The 18,833-nt window shown below is 42.9% G+C and carries 22 protein-coding genes and 1 pseudogene; 9 read left to right on the top strand and 14 right to left on the bottom strand.

What is annotated here, in order from left to right; translation table 11 throughout:
- Positions 1–126: 126 nt before the first annotated feature.
- From Q3V30_RS22505 to Q3V30_RS22550, 10 genes are all read right to left on the bottom strand, one after another.
- Positions 127–618, bottom strand: coding sequence for a transcription termination/antitermination NusG family protein (locus Q3V30_RS22505; RefSeq protein WP_306213601.1), 492 nt, complete (start codon positions 616–618; stop codon positions 127–129).
- A 358-nt stretch (positions 619–976) separates the two neighbouring features.
- On the bottom strand, positions 977–2,134 hold the full coding sequence (mobP1, locus tag Q3V30_RS22510; RefSeq protein WP_306213603.1) for a MobP1 family relaxase: 1,158 nt from the start codon (positions 2,132–2,134) through the stop codon (positions 977–979).
- Position 2,135: 1 nt separating this feature from the next.
- On the bottom strand, positions 2,136–2,681 hold the full coding sequence (gene ddp1, locus Q3V30_RS22515; RefSeq protein ID WP_306213648.1) for a DNA distortion polypeptide 1: 546 nt from the start codon (positions 2,679–2,681) through the stop codon (positions 2,136–2,138).
- Positions 2,682–3,021: 340 nt separating this feature from the next.
- Complete coding sequence (locus Q3V30_RS22520; RefSeq protein WP_306213605.1) at positions 3,022–3,264, bottom strand: hypothetical protein; 243 nt, start codon at positions 3,262–3,264, stop codon at positions 3,022–3,024.
- On the bottom strand, positions 3,261–3,428 hold the full coding sequence (locus Q3V30_RS22525; RefSeq protein ID WP_306213607.1) for a hypothetical protein: 168 nt from the start codon (positions 3,426–3,428) through the stop codon (positions 3,261–3,263). Before Q3V30_RS22525 ends, Q3V30_RS22520 begins: the two co-directional genes overlap by 4 nt.
- 75 nt (positions 3,429–3,503) lie before the next feature.
- On the bottom strand, positions 3,504–3,848 hold the full coding sequence (locus Q3V30_RS22530; protein ID WP_306213609.1) for a hypothetical protein: 345 nt from the start codon (positions 3,846–3,848) through the stop codon (positions 3,504–3,506).
- Positions 3,849–3,941: 93 nt separating this feature from the next.
- Complete coding sequence (locus tag Q3V30_RS22535) at positions 3,942–4,160, bottom strand: hypothetical protein (protein WP_306213611.1); 219 nt, start codon at positions 4,158–4,160, stop codon at positions 3,942–3,944.
- Complete coding sequence (locus Q3V30_RS22540) at positions 4,150–4,416, bottom strand: hypothetical protein (protein ID WP_306213613.1); 267 nt, start codon at positions 4,414–4,416, stop codon at positions 4,150–4,152. Before Q3V30_RS22540 ends, Q3V30_RS22535 begins: the two co-directional genes overlap by 11 nt.
- Before the next feature lie 10 nt (positions 4,417–4,426).
- Complete coding sequence (locus tag Q3V30_RS22545; RefSeq protein WP_306213615.1) at positions 4,427–4,969, bottom strand: hypothetical protein; 543 nt, start codon at positions 4,967–4,969, stop codon at positions 4,427–4,429.
- Between the two features lie 340 nt (positions 4,970–5,309).
- Positions 5,310–5,825, bottom strand: coding sequence for a J domain-containing protein (locus tag Q3V30_RS22550; protein WP_306213617.1), 516 nt, complete (start codon positions 5,823–5,825; stop codon positions 5,310–5,312).
- 1,075 nt (positions 5,826–6,900) lie between these two features.
- Between Q3V30_RS22550 and Q3V30_RS22555 the strand changes: the two genes are divergently transcribed.
- The 3 genes from Q3V30_RS22555 to ddp1 (Q3V30_RS22565) all read left to right on the top strand — a co-directional run bounded on the left by Q3V30_RS22555 (position 6,901) and on the right by ddp1 (Q3V30_RS22565) (position 8,737).
- Positions 6,901–7,764 (top strand): replication initiation protein, encoded by an 864-nt coding sequence (locus tag Q3V30_RS22555; protein ID WP_306213619.1) that lies wholly within the window; start codon positions 6,901–6,903, stop codon positions 7,762–7,764.
- Between the two features lie 8 nt (positions 7,765–7,772).
- Positions 7,773–8,216, top strand: a complete 444-nt coding sequence (locus Q3V30_RS22560; RefSeq protein ID WP_306213621.1) for a hypothetical protein — start codon at positions 7,773–7,775, stop codon at positions 8,214–8,216.
- 167 nt (positions 8,217–8,383) lie between these two features.
- Positions 8,384–8,737, top strand: coding sequence for a DNA distortion polypeptide 3 (ddp1, locus tag Q3V30_RS22565; RefSeq protein WP_306213623.1), 354 nt, complete (start codon positions 8,384–8,386; stop codon positions 8,735–8,737).
- Positions 8,738–8,786: 49 nt separating this feature from the next.
- On the opposite strand, the gene Q3V30_RS22570 is transcribed toward ddp1 (Q3V30_RS22565), so the two are convergent.
- The 3 genes from Q3V30_RS22570 to Q3V30_RS22580 all read right to left on the bottom strand — a co-directional run bounded on the left by Q3V30_RS22570 (position 8,787) and on the right by Q3V30_RS22580 (position 10,430).
- A complete protein-coding gene (locus Q3V30_RS22570; protein ID WP_306213625.1) occupies positions 8,787–9,317 on the bottom strand; it encodes a hypothetical protein in 531 nt (176 codons plus the stop codon).
- Between the two features lie 78 nt (positions 9,318–9,395).
- A complete protein-coding gene (locus Q3V30_RS22575; protein WP_306213627.1) occupies positions 9,396–9,677 on the bottom strand; it encodes a CopG family transcriptional regulator in 282 nt (93 codons plus the stop codon).
- Positions 9,678–9,767: 90 nt separating this feature from the next.
- Positions 9,768–10,430, bottom strand: a complete 663-nt coding sequence (locus tag Q3V30_RS22580; protein ID WP_306213630.1) for a nucleotide-binding protein — start codon at positions 10,428–10,430, stop codon at positions 9,768–9,770.
- Positions 10,431–10,748: 318 nt separating this feature from the next.
- On the opposite strand from Q3V30_RS22580, the gene Q3V30_RS22585 reads away from it, so the two are divergent.
- The 5 genes from Q3V30_RS22585 (at position 10,749) to Q3V30_RS22605 (ending at position 14,863) form a co-directional block, all read left to right on the top strand.
- Positions 10,749–11,420 carry a recombinase family protein gene (locus tag Q3V30_RS22585; protein ID WP_306213632.1) on the top strand — a complete coding sequence of 224 codons (672 nt, stop codon included), beginning with the start codon at positions 10,749–10,751 and terminating at the stop codon, positions 11,418–11,420.
- Positions 11,421–11,513: 93 nt separating this feature from the next.
- Positions 11,514–12,455 (top strand): hypothetical protein, encoded by a 942-nt coding sequence (locus Q3V30_RS22590; protein WP_306213633.1) that lies wholly within the window; start codon positions 11,514–11,516, stop codon positions 12,453–12,455.
- Between the two features lie 40 nt (positions 12,456–12,495).
- Positions 12,496–13,149: a hypothetical protein gene (locus tag Q3V30_RS22595; RefSeq protein WP_306213635.1), complete on the top strand. Its 654-nt coding sequence runs from the start codon at positions 12,496–12,498 to the stop codon at positions 13,147–13,149.
- A gap of 115 nt (positions 13,150–13,264) precedes the next feature.
- Positions 13,265–13,972, top strand: coding sequence for a hypothetical protein (locus Q3V30_RS22600; RefSeq protein ID WP_306213637.1), 708 nt, complete (start codon positions 13,265–13,267; stop codon positions 13,970–13,972).
- A gap of 195 nt (positions 13,973–14,167) precedes the next feature.
- On the top strand, positions 14,168–14,863 hold the full coding sequence (locus Q3V30_RS22605; protein WP_306213639.1) for a DJ-1/PfpI family protein: 696 nt from the start codon (positions 14,168–14,170) through the stop codon (positions 14,861–14,863).
- 149 nt (positions 14,864–15,012) lie between these two features.
- Here Q3V30_RS22605 and Q3V30_RS22610 read toward each other — a convergent pair whose 3' ends face one another.
- Positions 15,013–15,654: a recombinase family protein gene (locus tag Q3V30_RS22610; protein WP_306213640.1), complete on the bottom strand. Its 642-nt coding sequence runs from the start codon at positions 15,652–15,654 to the stop codon at positions 15,013–15,015.
- A gap of 167 nt (positions 15,655–15,821) precedes the next feature.
- Between Q3V30_RS22610 and Q3V30_RS22615 the strand changes: the two are divergent.
- A pseudogene (locus Q3V30_RS22615) lies at positions 15,822–18,799 on the top strand (Tn3 family transposase).
- Positions 18,800–18,833: the final 34 nt, after the last annotated feature.

An 18,833-nucleotide genomic window follows, 5' to 3' on the forward strand; every position in this document is an offset into this window, starting at 1 on the left:
TGTGAATAAGTTTTTATGAGGTATTGAACAAAACCTGAATCAGAAATACGTTTCCCTCTGCGATAGCTAATCTCAACAGAGATTTTCTCTACCTTTTCACGAACCTCAGTAGGGAGATACAACGTATTACGTTGAGGCTTGCGCTTTGTTGAGGTTTTCTTTCTTGTCACTGTCATTTTGTTTCCGTTTCATTTTGTGGGTTAAGCTCTTCTCTGTGATGTAATTGAGCATAGCGATGCTTCTCTTCCTTGGTTCCTCCATCAGCATGATTTCCATCAATTCGGGAGATTCACCATAGACAAGCTGATTTCTTTCTGCTTTCTGAATGTTACAGACTACATTGTCTGGTACTGGTAATGGTTCACCACCAAAGGCAATGAAGCGTTGAAGATACGGAATTGAAGTGATGGTAGTGGAATGGCAACTTTCAAAATCTGCCTGGATAAAGAGATAACCACTAAAAAGAGGTACAAGCCTTTCTCTGAAGGAGAGTTGCTTATCAGGGCGGCGATACTTTTCAGTAATCATTGGGCAGTAATAGGAGTGATTGAGACTTTCAAGATGTTTAAAAACTGCCACATAACGTGTGGCAGTAAACTGCAAAACATACCATTTCATTTGATTTTCCTTTCAGGCGCTCTCTCGACTCGGATAACCCCGGAGTATATGAGAATAAAGAAAAGGACAATTTTTAACTTAAACAAACTTTACCAGCTACTTGTGCTGCTTTCAAACGGATAAGCAGATCTTTAGATCGCAATAACGCCATATCTCGGTTCGTTTATGCTGCTTATTAGCTCAAAACCTAGCGTTATACTCTATCAATTTAAGAAAAATCAGATCAAAAGATCGCTACAGGATTAATTTCTAGACGTCTTAACTAAAATTAATGAAATTAGATGATAATATTACGAACCCTTAACAATGATATAATAAACCGATCAGTATCAGTAACTTAGGAGCTTTATTACCCCTTTTAAAACTTAATGCCGATTTTCGTCTTTATCTGATTTTCCTGCATAGCCTGCTTCGATTGAGTAAATTGCCTCATCTTTTTCTGCTGTTTCAGAATCTGATCAGGACTGTTCAACTGCTTTTCTTTTACGATTGACGGCGTTCTGTCTACACCTTTTACTCCAATGTTCTCCAGCTGCCACTCATTACGATGCACATTTTTCCATCCTTTCTGAATGCCATCCTTATCAATAGCAGGTATCTTGACTTCCTTCTGCCCCACTTTTTTCAGTTTAACAAGGTCACCATTTTTCACATTTTCACGCTGAGACAGTTCTCCAAAATCGGCTCCCCAGTAAGTTTTTTCTATGCCCTTGTTGAGAGTTTTCAACTTGATGAAATGCTGCTTCGGTTTGGTTTTATCGTTCTGGTAGTGATCAAAACCTACATCCACGACTTCAAAAACGCCTTTCTGGCGTTTAGGGGCATTGGCATGTGCATCTTTAATAGCCTGGTTAAGGCCGTGCTGTTGTCTGTGCGTGGCTTTTACATCGTAACCTTTCATGCGTAACTCATCACAAAATCCAGTGCGGATTTCGCGTAAATCTTTCTTCTTAATATCGCTTCTTTTTCCGTCATTGTCGCGTATTCTAAAAACGATATGCACATGAGGATGGTCTTTTTTGTCGTTATGATAGCTCAGAACAAATCGATGGTTGGGATACTTTTTGTGCATCGTTTTTCTGACGGAATCGAGTAAATCTTCAGGTTTAACTTTCGCTGAAACTGGCGGTGAGAAAACGATATTTTGGGTGATTTTTTTATTTTCTTTACCCTGTTCGTTCATAAGATTTTGCGGGTCATTTGCACGGTCAACCATATGTTCTTTTGCTTCACCTATCTCGTCGCCCTTCCACAACTGACCATTTTCATTCATAACGGGCAACTCAGATTCACGACTCATATAGTCGATGCTGTTTTTTATTCCCTGCCGGGTGACAGCACCACCGGAAATTTTTACTACAACCTCCTTACTCGCACCTTTACGGTTGATACGTTCCTGAACGTTACGTTCATAATTTTTTCCACCATTCTTTACCTTATGCGCAAAAGATGACTTACGGCCAGATTCCGAAGTCTTACGCTTAACCCTGTAATCCTTATCAACTGATACACCCATTTTAAACTTCTACCTTATTAGAAACCGTACGTCCTTTACATAAAATAATGTAATTTTCAAATTCGTTTTTAAGACTGACAATCTCTGTATTCAGACGGTGCGCATCCTGATAGAATCCGTCTTTATCAAGAACCCGTGATTTATCATTGAGTATTATATAATGGAAATTACGCCCGATTTTATCAATCGCATTACGGCAGCGATTCATCATCAGAAGTTCTTGGTCGAAAAAATCAAGTTCGTTTTCAAGGGTAGTTTGAATCCGATACCTGCATTCTCTTGATAAAGTCCAGCCATGTTTCTTAGCGCAGTTTTCTATTTTATCTCTTTGCCCGACTGTTAAATAAACAGTCGTTTTGGTAAAATGAATATCATCCTGTACTGGCATCTTAACTTCATCACTCGCTTTACTTTTCAGTAATGCATTAGCCAGTAGCTTCATGCCTTTAGCAGCAGTTAATCCCGGTTCATCAGGATAAATCGTTTTAAGACAATCCATAAGATCATCATGTTGTTTTTCTTCCAGTCTGAATTGAATTTTTTTCATGATTCCTCCAACAAGAACCGACTGTAGGTCAACGGGCAAATGGCGGAAAATGGCGTCGCAGACGTCATTTTGCGGCGTTTGCCCTATCCTGCATCGCATCAGAACTGCTTTGCCTTTGAATTGTCCTTCAGCATGGGATAAAAAGCAAAAAATGAAGGTCTGGAGCGGCTGCAACAACAGGCTGTCTTCGACCAATAACCTCTGCGTTGCGGTAATAATTGAGCATGAAGGGCGGTCTGTCAGGGGGCGCAAGCACTGTACTGCGGAACATTCAAGAAGGCACCTCCCGAAGTAACGGGAGGGCTTCGGCGTGATGGATCGGTTATCCCTTTTTTTTCGGTTAAACGCCTTCAATGCCCTTACGGGCATCAATAAGCCAGCGTCTGAAGTTGCTCATACGCTTCCGGTTTGCATTACTGGGTTTTTTTCCCCTGTTACTGCTCAATACTTCCCAGTCCCTCAGACCCGTTTCTTTTGTCCAGTAAAGCAGAATGTCACCTTCTGGACTGAAACCAAGTGAAAAGCGTAAAGCGCCCTTTTGATGATGCTCGGAAATAAATCTGATAAATTCCTTTTTTGTCATGCTTCCTCCGTGCCATGATCACATGAACGTTTACCTGCTCTTGCTTGCAACGTTTCATTGAGCAGTTTCATAAACACGGGGAACATTGAAAAGGGCATAACCGGGAACACCGGATGACCGCCCTTTTCAACTGCACGTATCGCTGATAACATTCTTTCTGACATGTAATTTTCCTCTTACGAAAATTTGTGTCCGGGTATCAGGCTGCGTCAACAGCCTGGTACCCACCTAAATTCTGACTATCTGCGTTTTTTTATTTGTCCGATAACCTCCTTTTTGGCTTCATCCTGTTCTTTTTGCGTAAATGCAAAGTTATACCAGGTGTTAATCTGATCAATAATTTGGTGTGAATTCAGACCACATTCGATAAACCAGAACCGCACGTTTGCTTTAAGTGATTTAAGCGCACTAAGTTCATCAGCAGCTTCTTCACGTACGGAAACAGCGATATAGCCCAGACCGCGATTTTGTTCTTCAAAGTTATGGACAGCGAGAAAGAGGGTTTCTGCGTGGATGAATGAGGTGCAGGTAATAATTTCTTTAATGGCGTTGACTGCCTGAAAATCGATAGCGTAAACTTTCATGTTTTCTCCCGCCCTTGTGGGCTACTGGATTATGGTAAGAATTATTCCCTACCAACAAAATCAGTATACCATCAAATGATGGTAATTCAAATCTTAATCTCGCTTTATTAACCTGTAATCAGGGTGCTCATCAGCCAACAACAGTAGCAGTTCAAATGAACCCGCCGCTAGTCCTCTTGTTGTTTTACCTTCAGTCTCCTTAGCCTGCCATGCTGATAACGTAAAACCGAAACGATCTGCTGCCTGTTGCTGAGTAAAACCAGCTTTTACCCGAGCATCTTTCACCTGGGCTGGTGTAGGTTTATCTATCATTTTCAACCTTCTTTAATGATTCAACACAAAACTCATACATAATTTCATCATCGCAAACTAATCTGAAATCATTAATTTCGTCGGCTTTGAAACAGTGCTCTCTGACGATTTTCTTTGTCACCTTTTTATCTGGCTCTTTAGATCTCTTCTTCATTAGCTTTTGAACAAAGCAGGAAACCCTGCCAGCATCGTCTGACAGGGTTATTCTGTAGGTAATATTACCTTTATTTTTTCTGTCGCTGAGAATTTCTCTCATACTCCCTCCCCTATAGCTGTTTAATCAGTCCTGCCAGTTTTATCAGCTGATCCAGGTCAGCCCCTCTGACGAGCATTTCATAACCATTGTTCTGTTCAGCCACCCATCCCGTTAATCCGTTACTGGTTCTGAATCCCGTTAACGTACCATGCCAGTTTTCTAACTCAACCAGCTTAGAAAGCATCCCCATAATAATCTGCTTTCTTTCCTGTTCCGACAGTCGATTACGTTCGTACATCTGCGCTTTTTCAATATCAGGTTTCGCATTCACAAGAATTTTACGTTTTATGTCTTCCGATACATCCACAGGATTTCGATGTGGTGACACAGTGCATGAGTATACCTGACTTCGCCAGGTTCGGCTGTTTACGCTCCCTGTAATTAAAAGTCTCTGATTATCCATACGAATATGAATAGAGTAATTTTCGTACTGGGGTGAAGTCAGTTTGATCCGGTATTGGCAATCATCAAGAAGATTTATTCGCCAGCCGTTTCCCAGTAGTCTAACAACCGTATCGAAAAGAGGCTGATATGAGACAAAAAAGTTCTTCATAGAAAACGTTACCTGTGTTTCGTTTTTGATTCAGTTTTTTGAAAATCCGAATTAATCAAAGTGAACGTCGTTATCGCCAGCTTAATGTGCTTCGCATTCCTGCTGGTAAGCTTCAGCTTTAGCAATGCGCTCAGCCCATCCTTCAGCGTCCAGACCACAATGAAACATTGCGCCGTTATCGTTGCAATGTTTCACCGTATCTTCCACCTCATGAGAGATCAGATATGCATTGTTTTTTTCAAAATTTTTTTAAGTCGTTCTGCTGTGATGATTTTGTTTTTCATTGCATGAACTCCGGGGGGATTTTTATCAGTAATGGGGGCTTTTGCCCCCATCCCAGCTATACCCTGTTTTCTACTTTCTTCCAGCCAGTGGATTTACGTTTTCCGTTTGTTCCATACATTTCACGGATTTCATCGATACTGTGTTCTTTACGGTTCCAGAGGCTTTTGTGTTCTTCTGGACGGTAAAACCACTGTTTTTTCTTGGATGCCCATTTGCAGCCCATTTCTTTCAGCGTGTCTTTGTGTTCACGTGTTTCGCCACTAATCCAGATCCAGTTACCCATCACTTCATAAACTAAGCCTGATAATCCGGTGAGCACGTTTAATACACGCTCCAAATCATCACAGTAGTTGTAATGCGCTTCTTTATCAGCGCTCTGATATGAATTTATTTTGTCAATATTCGCTATCAGGAAATCGTAAGCTGCGTTAACGGCTTTCATCAACTCAGCCCCTAACGCGTTACGGTCAGGATGATATTTTAAAGCCGCTTTTCTGTATGCTGCTTTGATATCCTTTTCAGTCAATTCGCCTGACAATCCAAAAATATTTAGTGCTTCCTGAATGTTCATTTTAACTCCCGCCCGTTTGGGCTACTGGGTCAAGGCCGGGAAACATTCCCCGCCATCGAAATCATTATACCATCATGTGATGGTAATTCAATACCTTGTGATAGATAAAGATGATGTAAAGATACTATAAAGACATTATCGTGTTTACGTTTCAGTCTTGTTCGGCGGCTTGCTTTGCTGTTCCTTCTTGCCGGAACCCTGTCTGATGATCTGCCAGCAAAAACATCATATGGGTGCCTGTTGCTGGGCTTAAAATGCCAGCACCAGCAGCCTGGCCAGTTGCGCCAGTGAATAAATTTTGATGGCATTCTGTTTGTGCCACGCTGAATTGTAGAGTTATGTCAGACGCTCTGAAACGCTTCCTAAGCCTTTTTCGTGCCTGACACCTCTTGCTACCAGGCAAAAACGCTTAAAAACGCGCTGAGTAGCTTTGAGGGCGTTTTACAGACCGATCTAAAAAAAGGATCTAATCAGATCCCTGAAATCTACGATGGCACCGCTCGCCGCAGCCGAACGACCGAGCGAAGCGAGTTAGTGAGCGAGGAAGCGGAATTGAACCATTGCCAACATTGAGCACGTACTCTCAGTGGTTAAAATATGAACACTTACGATCTGCCCTCGATTACCGGGGCTAACCGGATCTATCCTCCGGGTTTGGGAGAGGTTATCCACAGGTAATGTGCATTTAAAAACTTCTTTTTTCTTGTTTTTCTTAAGATCTTAAAAACTTATAGGGATTTAAGCTCATGAAATAAATGAACTTATTTCTATAAAGGTGAGAGGATTTTTAACGTAAGGTGAGAGGATTTTTAACGTAAGGTGAGAAGATTTTTAAGTAAAGGTGAGGCGATTTTTAAGTAAAGGTGAGAGGATTTTTAAGTAAAGGTGAGAGGATTTTTAACGGTATCCACAGATTCATTGTACTGATTAAAAACAGTAGGTTGCGAGTATCTTTGGGTATGAAGATCTTTGTGTATTCATATCAAAAGGTGAGACGATTTTTAACTAAAGGTTGTATTGTTTTGTTGTCATACAACCTTTGAGGGGGTAAGATAATTATGTATTCAAAATCTGATTGAGGCTTATCGTGAAAATAGTAACTAAGCTGACGAAAGTCAGGCATAGAAATGAAGTTGGTGTAACTCTTTCATCTCTTTCTCTTTCTGCAAAGAGAGTTCTTTTTCTTGCTCTTTGCCAGATTGATACGAAAGAGATGTTAGACGACGATATATTAGAAGTTGATTCTGATTTTTTCTCAAAAGCTACATCTTTAGACAAACATGCGGCTTACGCTGCTTTAAAAGAAGGCGCTAAAGTGCTTTCATCGACAACCTTAGTTTTAAATCGAGATGATTTGAAAAATCTAGCTAACGAGCTTGGTATTTTGTCATCTAAAAATAAAATTCCAGATCGTATGGATTTAAATTTAACTGAATTTTGCGTTTATTACGATAATTTAGCAACTGTAAAAATAAAGTTTACCAACACGGCGAAACGGTACTTTTCAAAGTTGATGGGTTCAGAAAATAGATATACTACGCAGGTTTTAAAATCCGTTGTTCTTTTGAATAGCACAAATTCTACTAATTTATATCAAGTGATCAGAAAGCATTATAGTCAAAATGTTTCAAAAAGAAGTTTCGAAATATCAGTGGATGAACTCAAAGATGAAATGGGACTCTATGTTATCGATGGGGATGAAAAAGTTTACAAATATCCGAAGTATTCTTTTTTTGTTCGTGATGTAATAAGTAAAAGTATAAAAGAAATAACTGATAAGACAGAAATAAAAAAAGTTAGCTTTTCTGTCGTTGGTAAGAAAGGTAGAATGGCTCATATGCTGAAGTTTGATTTTTCTATAAATGAAGATGCAAATATGCAAGAAGAAGAAATTAAATTCCTTGAGGAATTTGACAGGAATGTACCTTCAAAAAAATGAGGTAAACTATGGCTAAAGTTTATGAATTCCCCCAAGGTGCAGACCGCCAGAGACTCAAAAGAGAAATAGCAAGTCAGAGTAAAGAGCGGCTGAACGCTAAAGCGGGTCACCCGGTTCTGAAGTACATTAAGTGGAGTTGGTTTTATCTACGTTTCCTTGCAGCGGGATTCATGCATTTCATTTCTGTTGTTGCACTGGCTATCCTTGCTGCGTTTAGCAAAGCGATATTCTGGATTGGTGGCCTGTTCTGCGTGATCACCTGGTTTCACCTTGAACACCAGTTCTGGACGCCTCACAATTTCACGATACCAGTTATCGTTACTTTGTGGGGGTTGAGCCTGTTCGCTGCTCCGCTCATGCAGCTGCTGAACAATAAAATGCCGTGGTATCGCCTACTGGTTCCTGACGCGAAAGACGCAAGCATCGAGGCCACCCATGATGAGTCTAAATGACCAGCTATGTTCGTTCCTTTTGCCTTTTACCATGGGTTTTGCAACGTGTAGGATGCCAGTTATTTTACCTGCGATGCAGGATAGGGCAAACGCCGTAAAATGACGCTATCGCGCCCTTTTCCGGCATTTGCCCGGTGACCTACAGTCGGTTCTTTTTGGAGAAAATTATGAAGTTCAGAGTAAAAGAATTTATAGAAGACAAATATGCTAAGGCAATTAATATTTTAAGGGGAAACTTAAAAGAAAAACACCATGTATTTTATGGCGTGAGATTAAGTGAAATTCTTTTTCCTGAGAGTAATTATGGTTCTGAAGAATTTTTCAAGGAATTCGACTCGATTAATAGCGTCATTCTGCCTTTGGTCATTTTTGATTTAAAAGAGAGAAAGCCGATTATGGTTATCGGCTTCGGTGAGGTGTCGGGAGAAGCTTTACTTGTTGATTCTGGTATTGGTGTGGTTTCTTTAAGAGCTTTAAGTGATTTACTGCTTGTTGAAGAACTAACTTCTTTATTTGACTAAAAACAATGGGATTGATTAGCTGGTAATGTTAAAAAATCATATCTATCAATCATAACCAGGCATACAGGCTTCTGGCGACGTTGTAAAACAGTTCAGGCAGAGTAGTTAGGGCAGTACCTAGTAGGGTTAAAAGAGTTGTGCTGACAATCCACCCCGTCTGACCAGCTAAAGCCTTCGGCAACGTCATTTCTTCATGGTATCTGATAGAGTCAAAGCACATCCGCATATGAAGTCTCAGTATTTGTATTTCCGAATCCGTTCTTTTGGTATCCTCTTGCAGATTCTTAATATCTTGACGTATTGACTCAAAATCCCTCTCGAAATCATTAGCATAATTACGCATATTTGTAGTGTTTCTAAAGCTGGAAGATTTATTTATTCGTGGTTCAGGAGTCGGTTGAAAATTTGCCCTAATAGCTTGTAATTTGGCACTCATAGTTAGAGCGATTGTTCCAAGACCCGATAGTAAAGCTAGTAAGAAACCGAAAACCATCATATAGTTGTTTTCAAACCGTCCCATAAAAACGAAAGTTATAATTATGATGGCCGCAATTAGGGTCGCTTTCGATATTTTTTTCAATTTTTCTTACCTTCAAGAAGTTACCTTCTGTTTTTCTGGGAGTCATCCTTAACATCATTCCTTAATTCATATCTCCCTCTAAAGCTTCGCGGATTCCATAATCCAGTGAGTTTTCTTGTTTTCTTCTAGGCTGTCATAGGCGGCCAGCGCTGCCTTAAGAATCGTCGTCCTGCTTTGGCCTGTCCTCACTGACTCTGTCTCCAATATTTCATCAAAGGTATCTGACAGTCGAAAATTGAATAACCTGGCTTTGCTTGCCGCTGGCTTCCTGGTTGCGCCGGATATAAACCGGGCTGTTTCAGCACTTGTTGCTGGTTCCTGTGATTCCTGGACTACCGGACGATTAAGTTTTAAAGCCATTTTATATACCTCATAAACGTCTAATTTAACTGATAAAGATTATATCATCTTTATACTATCTTTATAATGTAAAGATACCCCCTTTATGCGCTAAATAATTCCGATTTCCTGCGCCACAAGTTCGATCTGTGCCTTGGCTGTTGAAAGGCTCGATGCGCGGCTTACGTCATGTACACCAGCCCCTTCATTACAGGAACTTTCAAAAACATCTAGCTCAGAGATTCGGGTCTTAAGTGGTTGTATCCAGATGCTGTCTGACCGGAGTAGTTTGTCCAGGTCGATAGCGGCCTTTCGGTGTCGCGGTTTTGCAGAGTTGATTCTGGTGAACAATACCCACGGTTGTAGGCCTGAATTCGTCTTCTGCGACGTGCGGACTTTTTCAGTCACGCTCGTAAGCGTTTCACTTTCAAAATCAGAGGACGGCTTAACCAGTGTTATCACAATATCTGACACTGTAAGTGCGCTACGGAACTCCTGGCTGTCATGGCCGGGGCAATCCACTATAAGTACGTCACAAAGCTTTTTAAGGCGTTTAATTTCGTTGCTGACGTTACCGTATGCCTCACTGACGTGGATGGCTGGTAAACCGTTTGCGATTCTCTTCTCGTTCCAGCTCAACAGGTCTGGATTTTTATCAGTTTTCAGGATAATGACTGTCCTGGCTTTGTTGACCAGCATTGAACCCGTATTGGCTACGTAGGTGCTTTTCCCTACCCCACCTTTATCAGAAACTACCAGTAAAGCTTTTCCCATCTCCGCACCCTCTCTTTATGTTGTCTTTATGATGTCTTTACGATGTAAAGTTTTTCTTGTCTTTACATCATCTTTATACGCTGAAATCTTTATATCGTAAAGCGCTTATAAAGATAACTGTATCTTTATGTATGATTTACAATGTAAAGACATTGGCATCTTTACATCATCTTTACTGTTTCTTTATCTTTAAATGCGTTGTGACCATGTCACGTTATGGCACCTTTTGCTGGTTCTGTTTCGGTATACCTACCGCGAACCATCCAAAACGGGTACTGTATAGCTATGGTCAGTTAACTTAAACCGAACTGGTTCGCTATGACGACTCAAACAGTACCGAAAGGCTTTGTCAGGGCTTATCTTCGTGCCTCGACGACAGAACAGGACGCAACCCGTGCGCTGGATACGATTAACAGCTTTGCTACTGAACGTAACCTGAGTATCTGCAACTACTACATTGAAAACGAATCAGGTTCCCGGCTGGAACGGCCGGAACTGTTCCGGCTGCTGAAAGACTGCCAGTCTGGCGACATTATGCTGGTAGAGGATGTGGATCGGCTTTCTCGACTCACAGGAGAGGACTGGAACAGCCTCAAGAAAATGATTCGACTGAAGGATATCCGCGTTGTGGCCGTAAACGTGCCTACAACCTGGCTTTCTTCTTCAGCGAATGATTTTGACAGCCGCATGTTTGCGGCCATAAATGACATGTTGCTCGATATGCTGGCCGCTGTAGCGCGCAGAGACTATGAGCAACGCAAAGTGCGTCAGAAGCAGGGTATAGAGAAGGCCAGAAGGGAAGGGAAGTACAGGGGGCGTCAGGTTAACCAGTCACGGTACGATGCAATCAATAAACTCCTTGCCAGTGGCAGCTCATGGAGCCAGGTGCAAACGATCATGGGCTGTAGTCGTGGCACAATTAGCTGTGCGGTGAAGCAGAGCGAGAAGTTACGCCTGAATGAATTGTCGTTACAACATCAATTGACTTAGTATTTTATGCTTAGACCTGACAAGATTTTTTTAACCTAGCAGAGAAACACTACTATCATAATTCGGAATTTATTAAATAGTTAGGTGCATATCATGGACAAAGAATCGCTCCTGTTAGTTAAATCAATCATTGAAGCTAATCAACAAGAAAATCCATTCAAAGACTATTTGTTTCCTGTTGCAATCTCCTTCTTTTCTGCGATTATGGGTGGTTTTATAGCCATGCGCATAAATAATAAACAGGAAGTTAACAAGTCTGAGAAGGAGAAGTTCAATAATTCAATGAGGCTAATGTTCTTAGTCATTGAATCACTTAATAATTTAGTCACTATTAAGGCTAATTATAGACATATTGATACAGGAAATCCATATTTAAGATTTTGGGAATTCCCGGAAATTCTCTTCAAAGCTAGCCGACTTACAATGGATCTTTCGGATTTTTCATTTATTAAAGAAGTGCAAACCTGCAACTTTTCGAGACATGAAAAAATAAAAAGATTCATAATCTATAGGGTTTTCAGGAAGGAAGTGAAAAAGCCAAGCAAGTTAGAGTTAGGTAAATCTTGGCGAAACTTGTCAAGGTTGAGTGCCATGATATCCAATTACAACACTATTATATATCAAATTGATAAAAGAAATGTTATGGATGACGAAGCCAGAAAAAAAGCACATGACTACATAAAAAATAAACAAAGCACAAATAGCATCAGTTTTGAAGCGGTTCTACAATCCTGCCTTTCCGATAAAGAAATATTACAGTTAATTGATCTGACAGAGTTGACAATATCTCTCGTTGACCATGTTATTAGGGAAATGGATTCTTTTGTAAGAGCGTTCCCTGATATAGCTGAAAGTAATATCGACACTTCAAAATTAATGTCTGGTAAAAATGTTATTAGATATAATAATGATCGGCAGGTCTATACTGATACTTTGATAAAAACAATTGAACCAGACTTCCAATTGTTATCTTCAATGTTTGGCGATGATCTTGAATCAATTAAAAAAAGATATACTCTAGTTGAATGGTATTAGTTAAAGATAATTTTACTTTTATTTAAAGGAGTGAATAGCTTTGAATATTCGTTATATGTATGGTAAGAAAAAGTTTCTTAAGCCAGTAATCAGAGGGGAAAAAGGGATACGACTCAGTGATTTGTCACATTACTCTCGTATGGAAAATGAGGAGATGCGTGATAATGAAATGGAGAAAAAATTCACTTTAGATCGTTATCTTTACCCAATACATATTAATGATACTCAGATCAATCCCGACAATATGACATCAGACCCTTACTTTACACTTTTCCCAAGGCATTGTTATTGTGTATGTTTTACGCGTAGGGGAAATGATCATGAGTTATATAATAAATTTCAGGCGGATATATGCATAGCCTTCGATGTGGAAAAACTACAGGAGCGATTAGCGCTTTTGTCAGAACGCTTCCCTGGGATTTACTTCCAGGGTAAGGATATTATTTACTATCATCCGGGGACGCCTCCCGGAACTTTCTTACCCGATGAACTTGTTTTCGTAAAGCCCCATTGCTTCATCCATGAGGCAGAATACAGGATTGCACTATTTTATCCGCTAAATAAGCGAGGGTTTGCAACTAAAGAAGGAAGGGATATACCTTTCAGAATTGATGGGGAGTCAATGCATATGGAAGTCGGGCACATCGAACCTGGCTTTATCCGAGACTGCGTAATAGATGTGTTTTACCCTTAAAAATAAGAGGTTACCTATTTATTTTCATGCCTGTTTTTATCTGACTGGACAGGGTTGTATTTCTGTTCAGTTAGATTAATGGCCTGATATTTACTTTGCTTCTCAGGAGTTGAAGATGGAACCAGATATGGAATTTATGTATCCTAATATTATAGATTTCTTTGGCACAACTCTCTGTCACATCTGTCATTTTACAACTAATGACCTGTTAAATTATGCTGATTATGATAAGTACGCGGAAGGAAATATACAGAAAAGCAAATTAGACGTGGATAACCATATAGGCCTCCTGCTGAAAAAAAACGATGAAAGTGCTCATGATGAGATCATTTGCAGCTTCAGCAGTGAGTTCCAGGAATTTGGTGACATATATCCCTCGATCCACCGTAAGTCGATGGTGATCGCGCTATACAACTTTTTTGAACATCAGATAAAAACACTGTGCATTGAGGTCAACAGGCTGCTTCCGGCAGACATGAGCGCTAAGTATTTTCGTGACGTCTGCATTAAAAGCTACCGGAGATTTCTACGGCGTGAAGCGGGGTTCGATATGAAGCCGGGAGATATACTCTGGGAAGTCTGGGAGGATATGCTTAAGGTGGAGCAAATCCGTCATGTGCTGGTTCATTCTGAGGGGGAGATAGAAGAAAACCGGGTTGACCGGCACGCCGATATAAAGAGCTACTGCAAACGGAAAAAATGCATCAGGCTTCACCGCTACCAAATTCTCCTTGATGGGGTCAGTTTGGATATCGAAAATTATTGTACGTTAAGGTTGTTTTTTGTACTGCCAGGCTGCGATAAGGGAGATCGACCACGTTGACAGGCAGCTTTGAGCGAGGAGCGGACGTTTTACCATTAGTCATCTTGGTTCGGACTGGTAATAAAATTTTTAACGCTACTGAAATACAGCTGGATTAAGCATAGTCTTCAGTAGGCGCACTTCCATTCGCTAAACAAATGGTTGCCTTTGTTGCAGGAAAAGACATTATATCCTTTTAAGTTAAAGGGATTTTTTATGAGTGATTCTGCATGCACATCAATCGGGCTGCTCCTGTTTCCGGCTCTTACTCAGCTTGATCTTACCGGCCCTTATGAAGTTTTCGTAAGAGCGCCAAACACAAAGGTTCATCTCATCTGGAAAAACCTGGACCTCGTGGTTTCTGATCGTGGTATGGCTATACAGCCAACTACGACATTCAACGCATGTCCCGAACTGGATGTAATTTGTGTCCCGGGTGGTCCAGGGCAGATAAACCTGATGGAGGACGAAGAAGTCCTTTCGTTTATCCGTACTCAAAGTAAACAAGCAAAGCTCGTGACTTCGGTATGCACTGGGTCACTTGTTTTGGGAGCTGCAGGGCTTCTGAAGGGATACAAAGCAACTACGCACTGGGCTTCTCTGGATCAGCTCGCTTTGTTAGGTGCAGAGCCAGTAAGTGAGCGCGTAGTTCGTGACCGCAACCGTATAACTGGCGCAGGAGTGACTTCAGGTATAGATTTTGCTCTTAACGTCGTGTCAGAAATGTACGGAACTGATATCGCTCAGAATATTCAGCTGCATATGGAATACGACCCCGCACCTCCCTTTACCTGTGGCTCACCCCGCACAGCATCTGAAGAACAGCTAAAAAAAGCACAGGAACAGGCTGCACCATTTATTGAAAAAAGGCGGCAGGCAACTTTCAAAGCAGCAGCGAGGCTTCAGAAATAAAGGCATAGGGAAAGAGGGAGTTTCCCTCTTCAATTTGCAACGTCTTCTTCTGGCACGAAGTGGACTTCATCAGAACGCCAGTAATTAAAAGTGGTTGTAGGACCTAACTATTAGGTCATGACCGCAAATAAGCAACGTGATTCAACCTTTCAGGAGGATTTAGTATCTTTATAAAGTGCTTGTATCCGGCAAACCTGTGAAGCACTGTAGCCCGTTGCATCTGCAGTTTCACGAATACTCAATTTCTTAATCTGGCGGTAGTACAGAACTTTCTGATGCCGCTCATGATCGGCCTGCTTTCCACGGTATTTACCCAATGTATGCGCCCGCTCAATTCCCTGCTTCTGGCGCTGTCGGCGGCTCAGCCAGTCCTTATGCGACATCGCGGCCATCAGGTCGATAAGCATGTTATTGATGGCGGTTATCACAGCGCGGGTGATTGGGTCAGTCTGCGAAGGGTCTTTATCTGACAGCGCCTGCCATGAGGTGGGCACATCCAGACTGACAATCCGCAACTCGTGTTGTTCAATCTGCTTTTTCAGCGTCATCCAGTCGCTGTTACTCAGTCGGGTCAGGCGGTCTATCTGCTCGACCAGCAAAATATCATTGCGGTGACTGTCCATCAGTAAACGTCCCAGTTCCGGGCGATCAAGTTTTGTCCCGCTGATGTTCTCCCGGTAGTAACTGGCTATTTTATGTCCCCGCCCCTCAATAAACTGCTCCAGCATCTCTTTTGCCCGATCGGCAAACTGATCTTCCGTCGATGCCCTCAAATAAGCTCTGATGAACATTTTTTCACCACGTTGTCGCATTTAGGTTATTGCATTTAATCTATCGCATATAGGTTATGTCATTCATCGTGTGCCGTCACGTTTTGGTTATGGCGTCAGGGTGTACCCTTATGCGATAACCATTTTTGTTAAAAATACCGCATCGAATAATTTATGAGGGAAACTATATGGCAAGGAGGCAGATTCTTTCTCTGTCGGAAAGAGAATCATTATTGGCATTGCCAGATGATGAGTTAACTCTGACCCGAATGGCCTATTTCAGTGAGCATGATCTGGCACTTATCAGTGTTCACCGTAAACCGGCCAGCCGTTTTGGTTTTGCCGTCCTTCTTTGTTACCTGAAAAATGTCGGCTTTGCTCCGGATAAAAAAATCCCACCCTCTGATGCGCTGCTGAAGCATATCGCCAGCAGGCTAAAGCTTGCGGGGGATCTCTGGCCTGCTTACCTTTCCGGCAGAGATACAACCCGACGTGAGCATTTAACCGAACTGTACCGCTATCTTGGCGTAAAGGCGTTCACCGGCAAAATACAGCAGGACTGTATTACGCACCTGTTGTCGATGGCGACGCGCACCGATAAAGGTATTCTCCTGGCCGAAGAGTTACTGGTCTATCTTCGGCAGAACAACGTGATAATTCCCGCGATTGATGTCGTGGAGCGTACCTGTGCGGAGGCCATGGCTGGCGGAGATAAAGTCGTATTTCAGACTCTGAATGCCCCGTTAACTCCGGCGCACAGGGATGCCCTGGATCATTTACTTGAGTCATCGGACAATCAGCCTTCCAGGCTGACATGGCTTCTGCAACCGCCGGGTAAAATCAATGGTAAGAACGTGCTGCAACATCTTGATCGGCTCAGCAGCATTGAATCGCTGGCATTACCTGAAGGTATAGATCGTACCATTCACCAGAACCGGTTGCTGAAACTGGCGCGGGAAGGCCGAAAGATGAGTAGCCGGGATTTGACCCGATTTTCAGCAGCCCGCCGTCATGCGATCCTGGTCTGCGTGCTGGAAGAAGCCAGAGCCACACTGACAGACGAAGTGATTGAGCTGCATGAGCGAATGCTGAACAGCCTTTTCAGTAAAGCCAAAAGAACACAGGCTGAGCGCCTTCAGCAGACCGGAAAGCTGATCCAGTCCAAACTGAGGCAGTACATCGATGTTGGTCAGGCGCTGTCTGATGCCCGAGACTCCGGTGGCGATCCATGGCTCGCAATAGAAAACATTCTCCCGTGGCCTGAATTTGTCGCCAGTCTGGAGGAAACACGCCATCTCGCCAGAAAAAATAATTTTGACCCGCTGCATATTATTACTGAGAAATACAGCACATTACGGAAATATGCCCCGCGCATGTTGTCCGCTTTACAGTTAGTCGCAACCCCGGCAGCACAACCTCTGGCTAATGCGCTGGTTGTGATCAAGGATATGTACCGGAAGCAGTCACGTAAAGTTCCGGCGACTGCGCCGCTTGAATTTATCCCTGAAAGCTGGCGCAAGGTGGTGATTACACCTGCGGGTATTGACCGGCAGTATTATGAATTTTGCGCGCTCAGCGAGCTTAAGGGAGCGTTGCGCTCCGGGGACATCTGGGTTAAAGGCTCACGCCGCTACAAAAATTTTGATGATTACCTCATTCCCGAAGGGGACTTTGACAAACTCACACCGGCGCTGCCACTGCCCGTATCTGCTGATTATCATGAGTACATTGCCAGCCGTATGACTCTGCTTCAGTCCAGACTTGAAGAGGTCAATGCTATGGCTGCCCTTGGTGAACTGCCCGATGTGGAAATATCCGACAAGGGCGTAAAAGTCTCTCCGCTGGATAACTGCGTTCCGGCACAGGTTTCACCGCTGGCAGAACTGGTTTACAGCATGCTACCGCGACCTAAAATCACGGAAATTCTCGACGAGGTAAACAGCTGGACGACGTTTACCCGTCATTTTTCGCATATAAAAAATGACATTACCCGTCCCGATACCCGCCTGCTCCTTACGACAATTCTTGCGGATGGCATCAATCTTGGCCTGACCAAAATGGCAGAAGCTTGCCCCGGCAGCACCAAATCATCACTCGAAGATATTCAGGCATGGTACATCCGCGACGAAACCTATTCAGCCGCTCTTGCTGAGCTGGTAAATGCGCAGGGAAAAAGACCACTGGCGGCATTCTGGGGAGACGGAACAACGTCATCATCAGATGGACAGAATTTCAGAACAGGCAGCTCAGGCCGCTACGCAGGGCAGGTTAACCCGAAATATGGGCAGGAGCCTGGACGTCAGTTTTATACCCATATTTCGGATCAATACAGTCCATTTTACACCTGTATAATCAGTCGGGTCAGGGATTCAACCCATGTTCTCGATGGTTTGCTGTATCACGAAAGCGACCTGGAAATCAGGGAGCATTACACCGATACCGCTGGTTTCACCGATCATGTCTTTGCCCTGATGCATCTGCTGGGCTTTGCGTTCTGTCCACGAATCAGGGATCTCCACGACAAGAAGCTGTTTATCAAAGGGAAAGCAGACCAATACCCGGCGCTTCAATCACTGAGATCAACAACCAGCCTGAATCTGAAAGAGATCGAAATTCACTGGCGTGAAGTGCTGCGCCTGGCAACCTCGATAAAGCAGGGAACCGTGACGGCATCCCTGATGCTGAAAAAGCTTGCCAGCTACCCCAAGCAAAACGGACTTGCCAAAGCACTGAGGGAAATTGGCCGTATTGAGCGAACGCTGTTTATGCTCGACTGGTTCCGCGATCCGGCACTTCGTCGGCGGGTTCAAGCGGGACTGAATAAAGGAGAAGCCCGTAACGCGCTGGCGCGTGCGGTATTCCTGCACCGTCTGGGTGAAATCAGGGATCGTAAACCGGAAAATCAGAGCTACCGCGCCAGCGGACTGACGCTGCTGACGGCGGCTATCTCGCTGTGGAATACCGTCTATATGGAAAGAGCGGTCGATGCCCTGAAGCGTAAAGGGATGAAGATCAACGAGCAACTGCTATCGCATTTGTCCCCGCTAGGCTGGGAACACATCAATCTGACAGGCGATTATATCTGGAAAAGCAACCGGATACCGGCTTCGGGTAAGTTTCGTCGGCTGCGGCCAGCTAAAGTAGGAAGGTCAAAAAACGACCTTAACGTACAATAATTTTCGATATCCAAACTGACTCCT

Origin of the sequence: Erwinia pyri, assembly GCF_030758455.1 — a bacterium.
GTDB classification, from domain to species: Bacteria; Pseudomonadota; Gammaproteobacteria; order Enterobacterales; family Enterobacteriaceae; genus Erwinia; species Erwinia pyri.

Coding starts and splice junctions, on each gene's coding strand:
- Q3V30_RS22505 (WP_306213601.1), bottom strand. CDS start 618: ATGAAATGGTATGTTTTGCAGTTTACTGCCACACGTTATGTGGCAGTT.
- mobP1 (WP_306213603.1), bottom strand. CDS start 2,134: ATGGGTGTATCAGTTGATAAGGATTACAGGGTTAAGCGTAAGACTTCG.
- ddp1 (WP_306213648.1), bottom strand. CDS start 2,681: ATGAAAAAAATTCAATTCAGACTGGAAGAAAAACAACATGATGATCTT.
- Q3V30_RS22520 (WP_306213605.1), bottom strand. CDS start 3,264: ATGACAAAAAAGGAATTTATCAGATTTATTTCCGAGCATCATCAAAAG.
- Q3V30_RS22525 (WP_306213607.1), bottom strand. CDS start 3,428: ATGTCAGAAAGAATGTTATCAGCGATACGTGCAGTTGAAAAGGGCGGT.
- Q3V30_RS22530 (WP_306213609.1), bottom strand. CDS start 3,848: ATGAAAGTTTACGCTATCGATTTTCAGGCAGTCAACGCCATTAAAGAA.
- Q3V30_RS22535 (WP_306213611.1), bottom strand. CDS start 4,160: ATGATAGATAAACCTACACCAGCCCAGGTGAAAGATGCTCGGGTAAAA.
- Q3V30_RS22540 (WP_306213613.1), bottom strand. CDS start 4,416: ATGAGAGAAATTCTCAGCGACAGAAAAAATAAAGGTAATATTACCTAC.
- Q3V30_RS22545 (WP_306213615.1), bottom strand. CDS start 4,969: ATGAAGAACTTTTTTGTCTCATATCAGCCTCTTTTCGATACGGTTGTT.
- Q3V30_RS22550 (WP_306213617.1), bottom strand. CDS start 5,825: ATGAACATTCAGGAAGCACTAAATATTTTTGGATTGTCAGGCGAATTG.
- Q3V30_RS22560 (WP_306213621.1), top strand. CDS start 7,773: ATGGCTAAAGTTTATGAATTCCCCCAAGGTGCAGACCGCCAGAGACTC.
- ddp1 (WP_306213623.1), top strand. CDS start 8,384: ATGAAGTTCAGAGTAAAAGAATTTATAGAAGACAAATATGCTAAGGCA.
- Q3V30_RS22575 (WP_306213627.1), bottom strand. CDS start 9,677: ATGGCTTTAAAACTTAATCGTCCGGTAGTCCAGGAATCACAGGAACCA.
- Q3V30_RS22580 (WP_306213630.1), bottom strand. CDS start 10,430: ATGGGAAAAGCTTTACTGGTAGTTTCTGATAAAGGTGGGGTAGGGAAA.
- Q3V30_RS22585 (WP_306213632.1), top strand. CDS start 10,749: ATGACGACTCAAACAGTACCGAAAGGCTTTGTCAGGGCTTATCTTCGT.
- Q3V30_RS22590 (WP_306213633.1), top strand. CDS start 11,514: ATGGACAAAGAATCGCTCCTGTTAGTTAAATCAATCATTGAAGCTAAT.
- Q3V30_RS22600 (WP_306213637.1), top strand. CDS start 13,265: ATGGAACCAGATATGGAATTTATGTATCCTAATATTATAGATTTCTTT.
- Q3V30_RS22605 (WP_306213639.1), top strand. CDS start 14,168: ATGAGTGATTCTGCATGCACATCAATCGGGCTGCTCCTGTTTCCGGCT.
- Q3V30_RS22610 (WP_306213640.1), bottom strand. CDS start 15,654: ATGTTCATCAGAGCTTATTTGAGGGCATCGACGGAAGATCAGTTTGCC.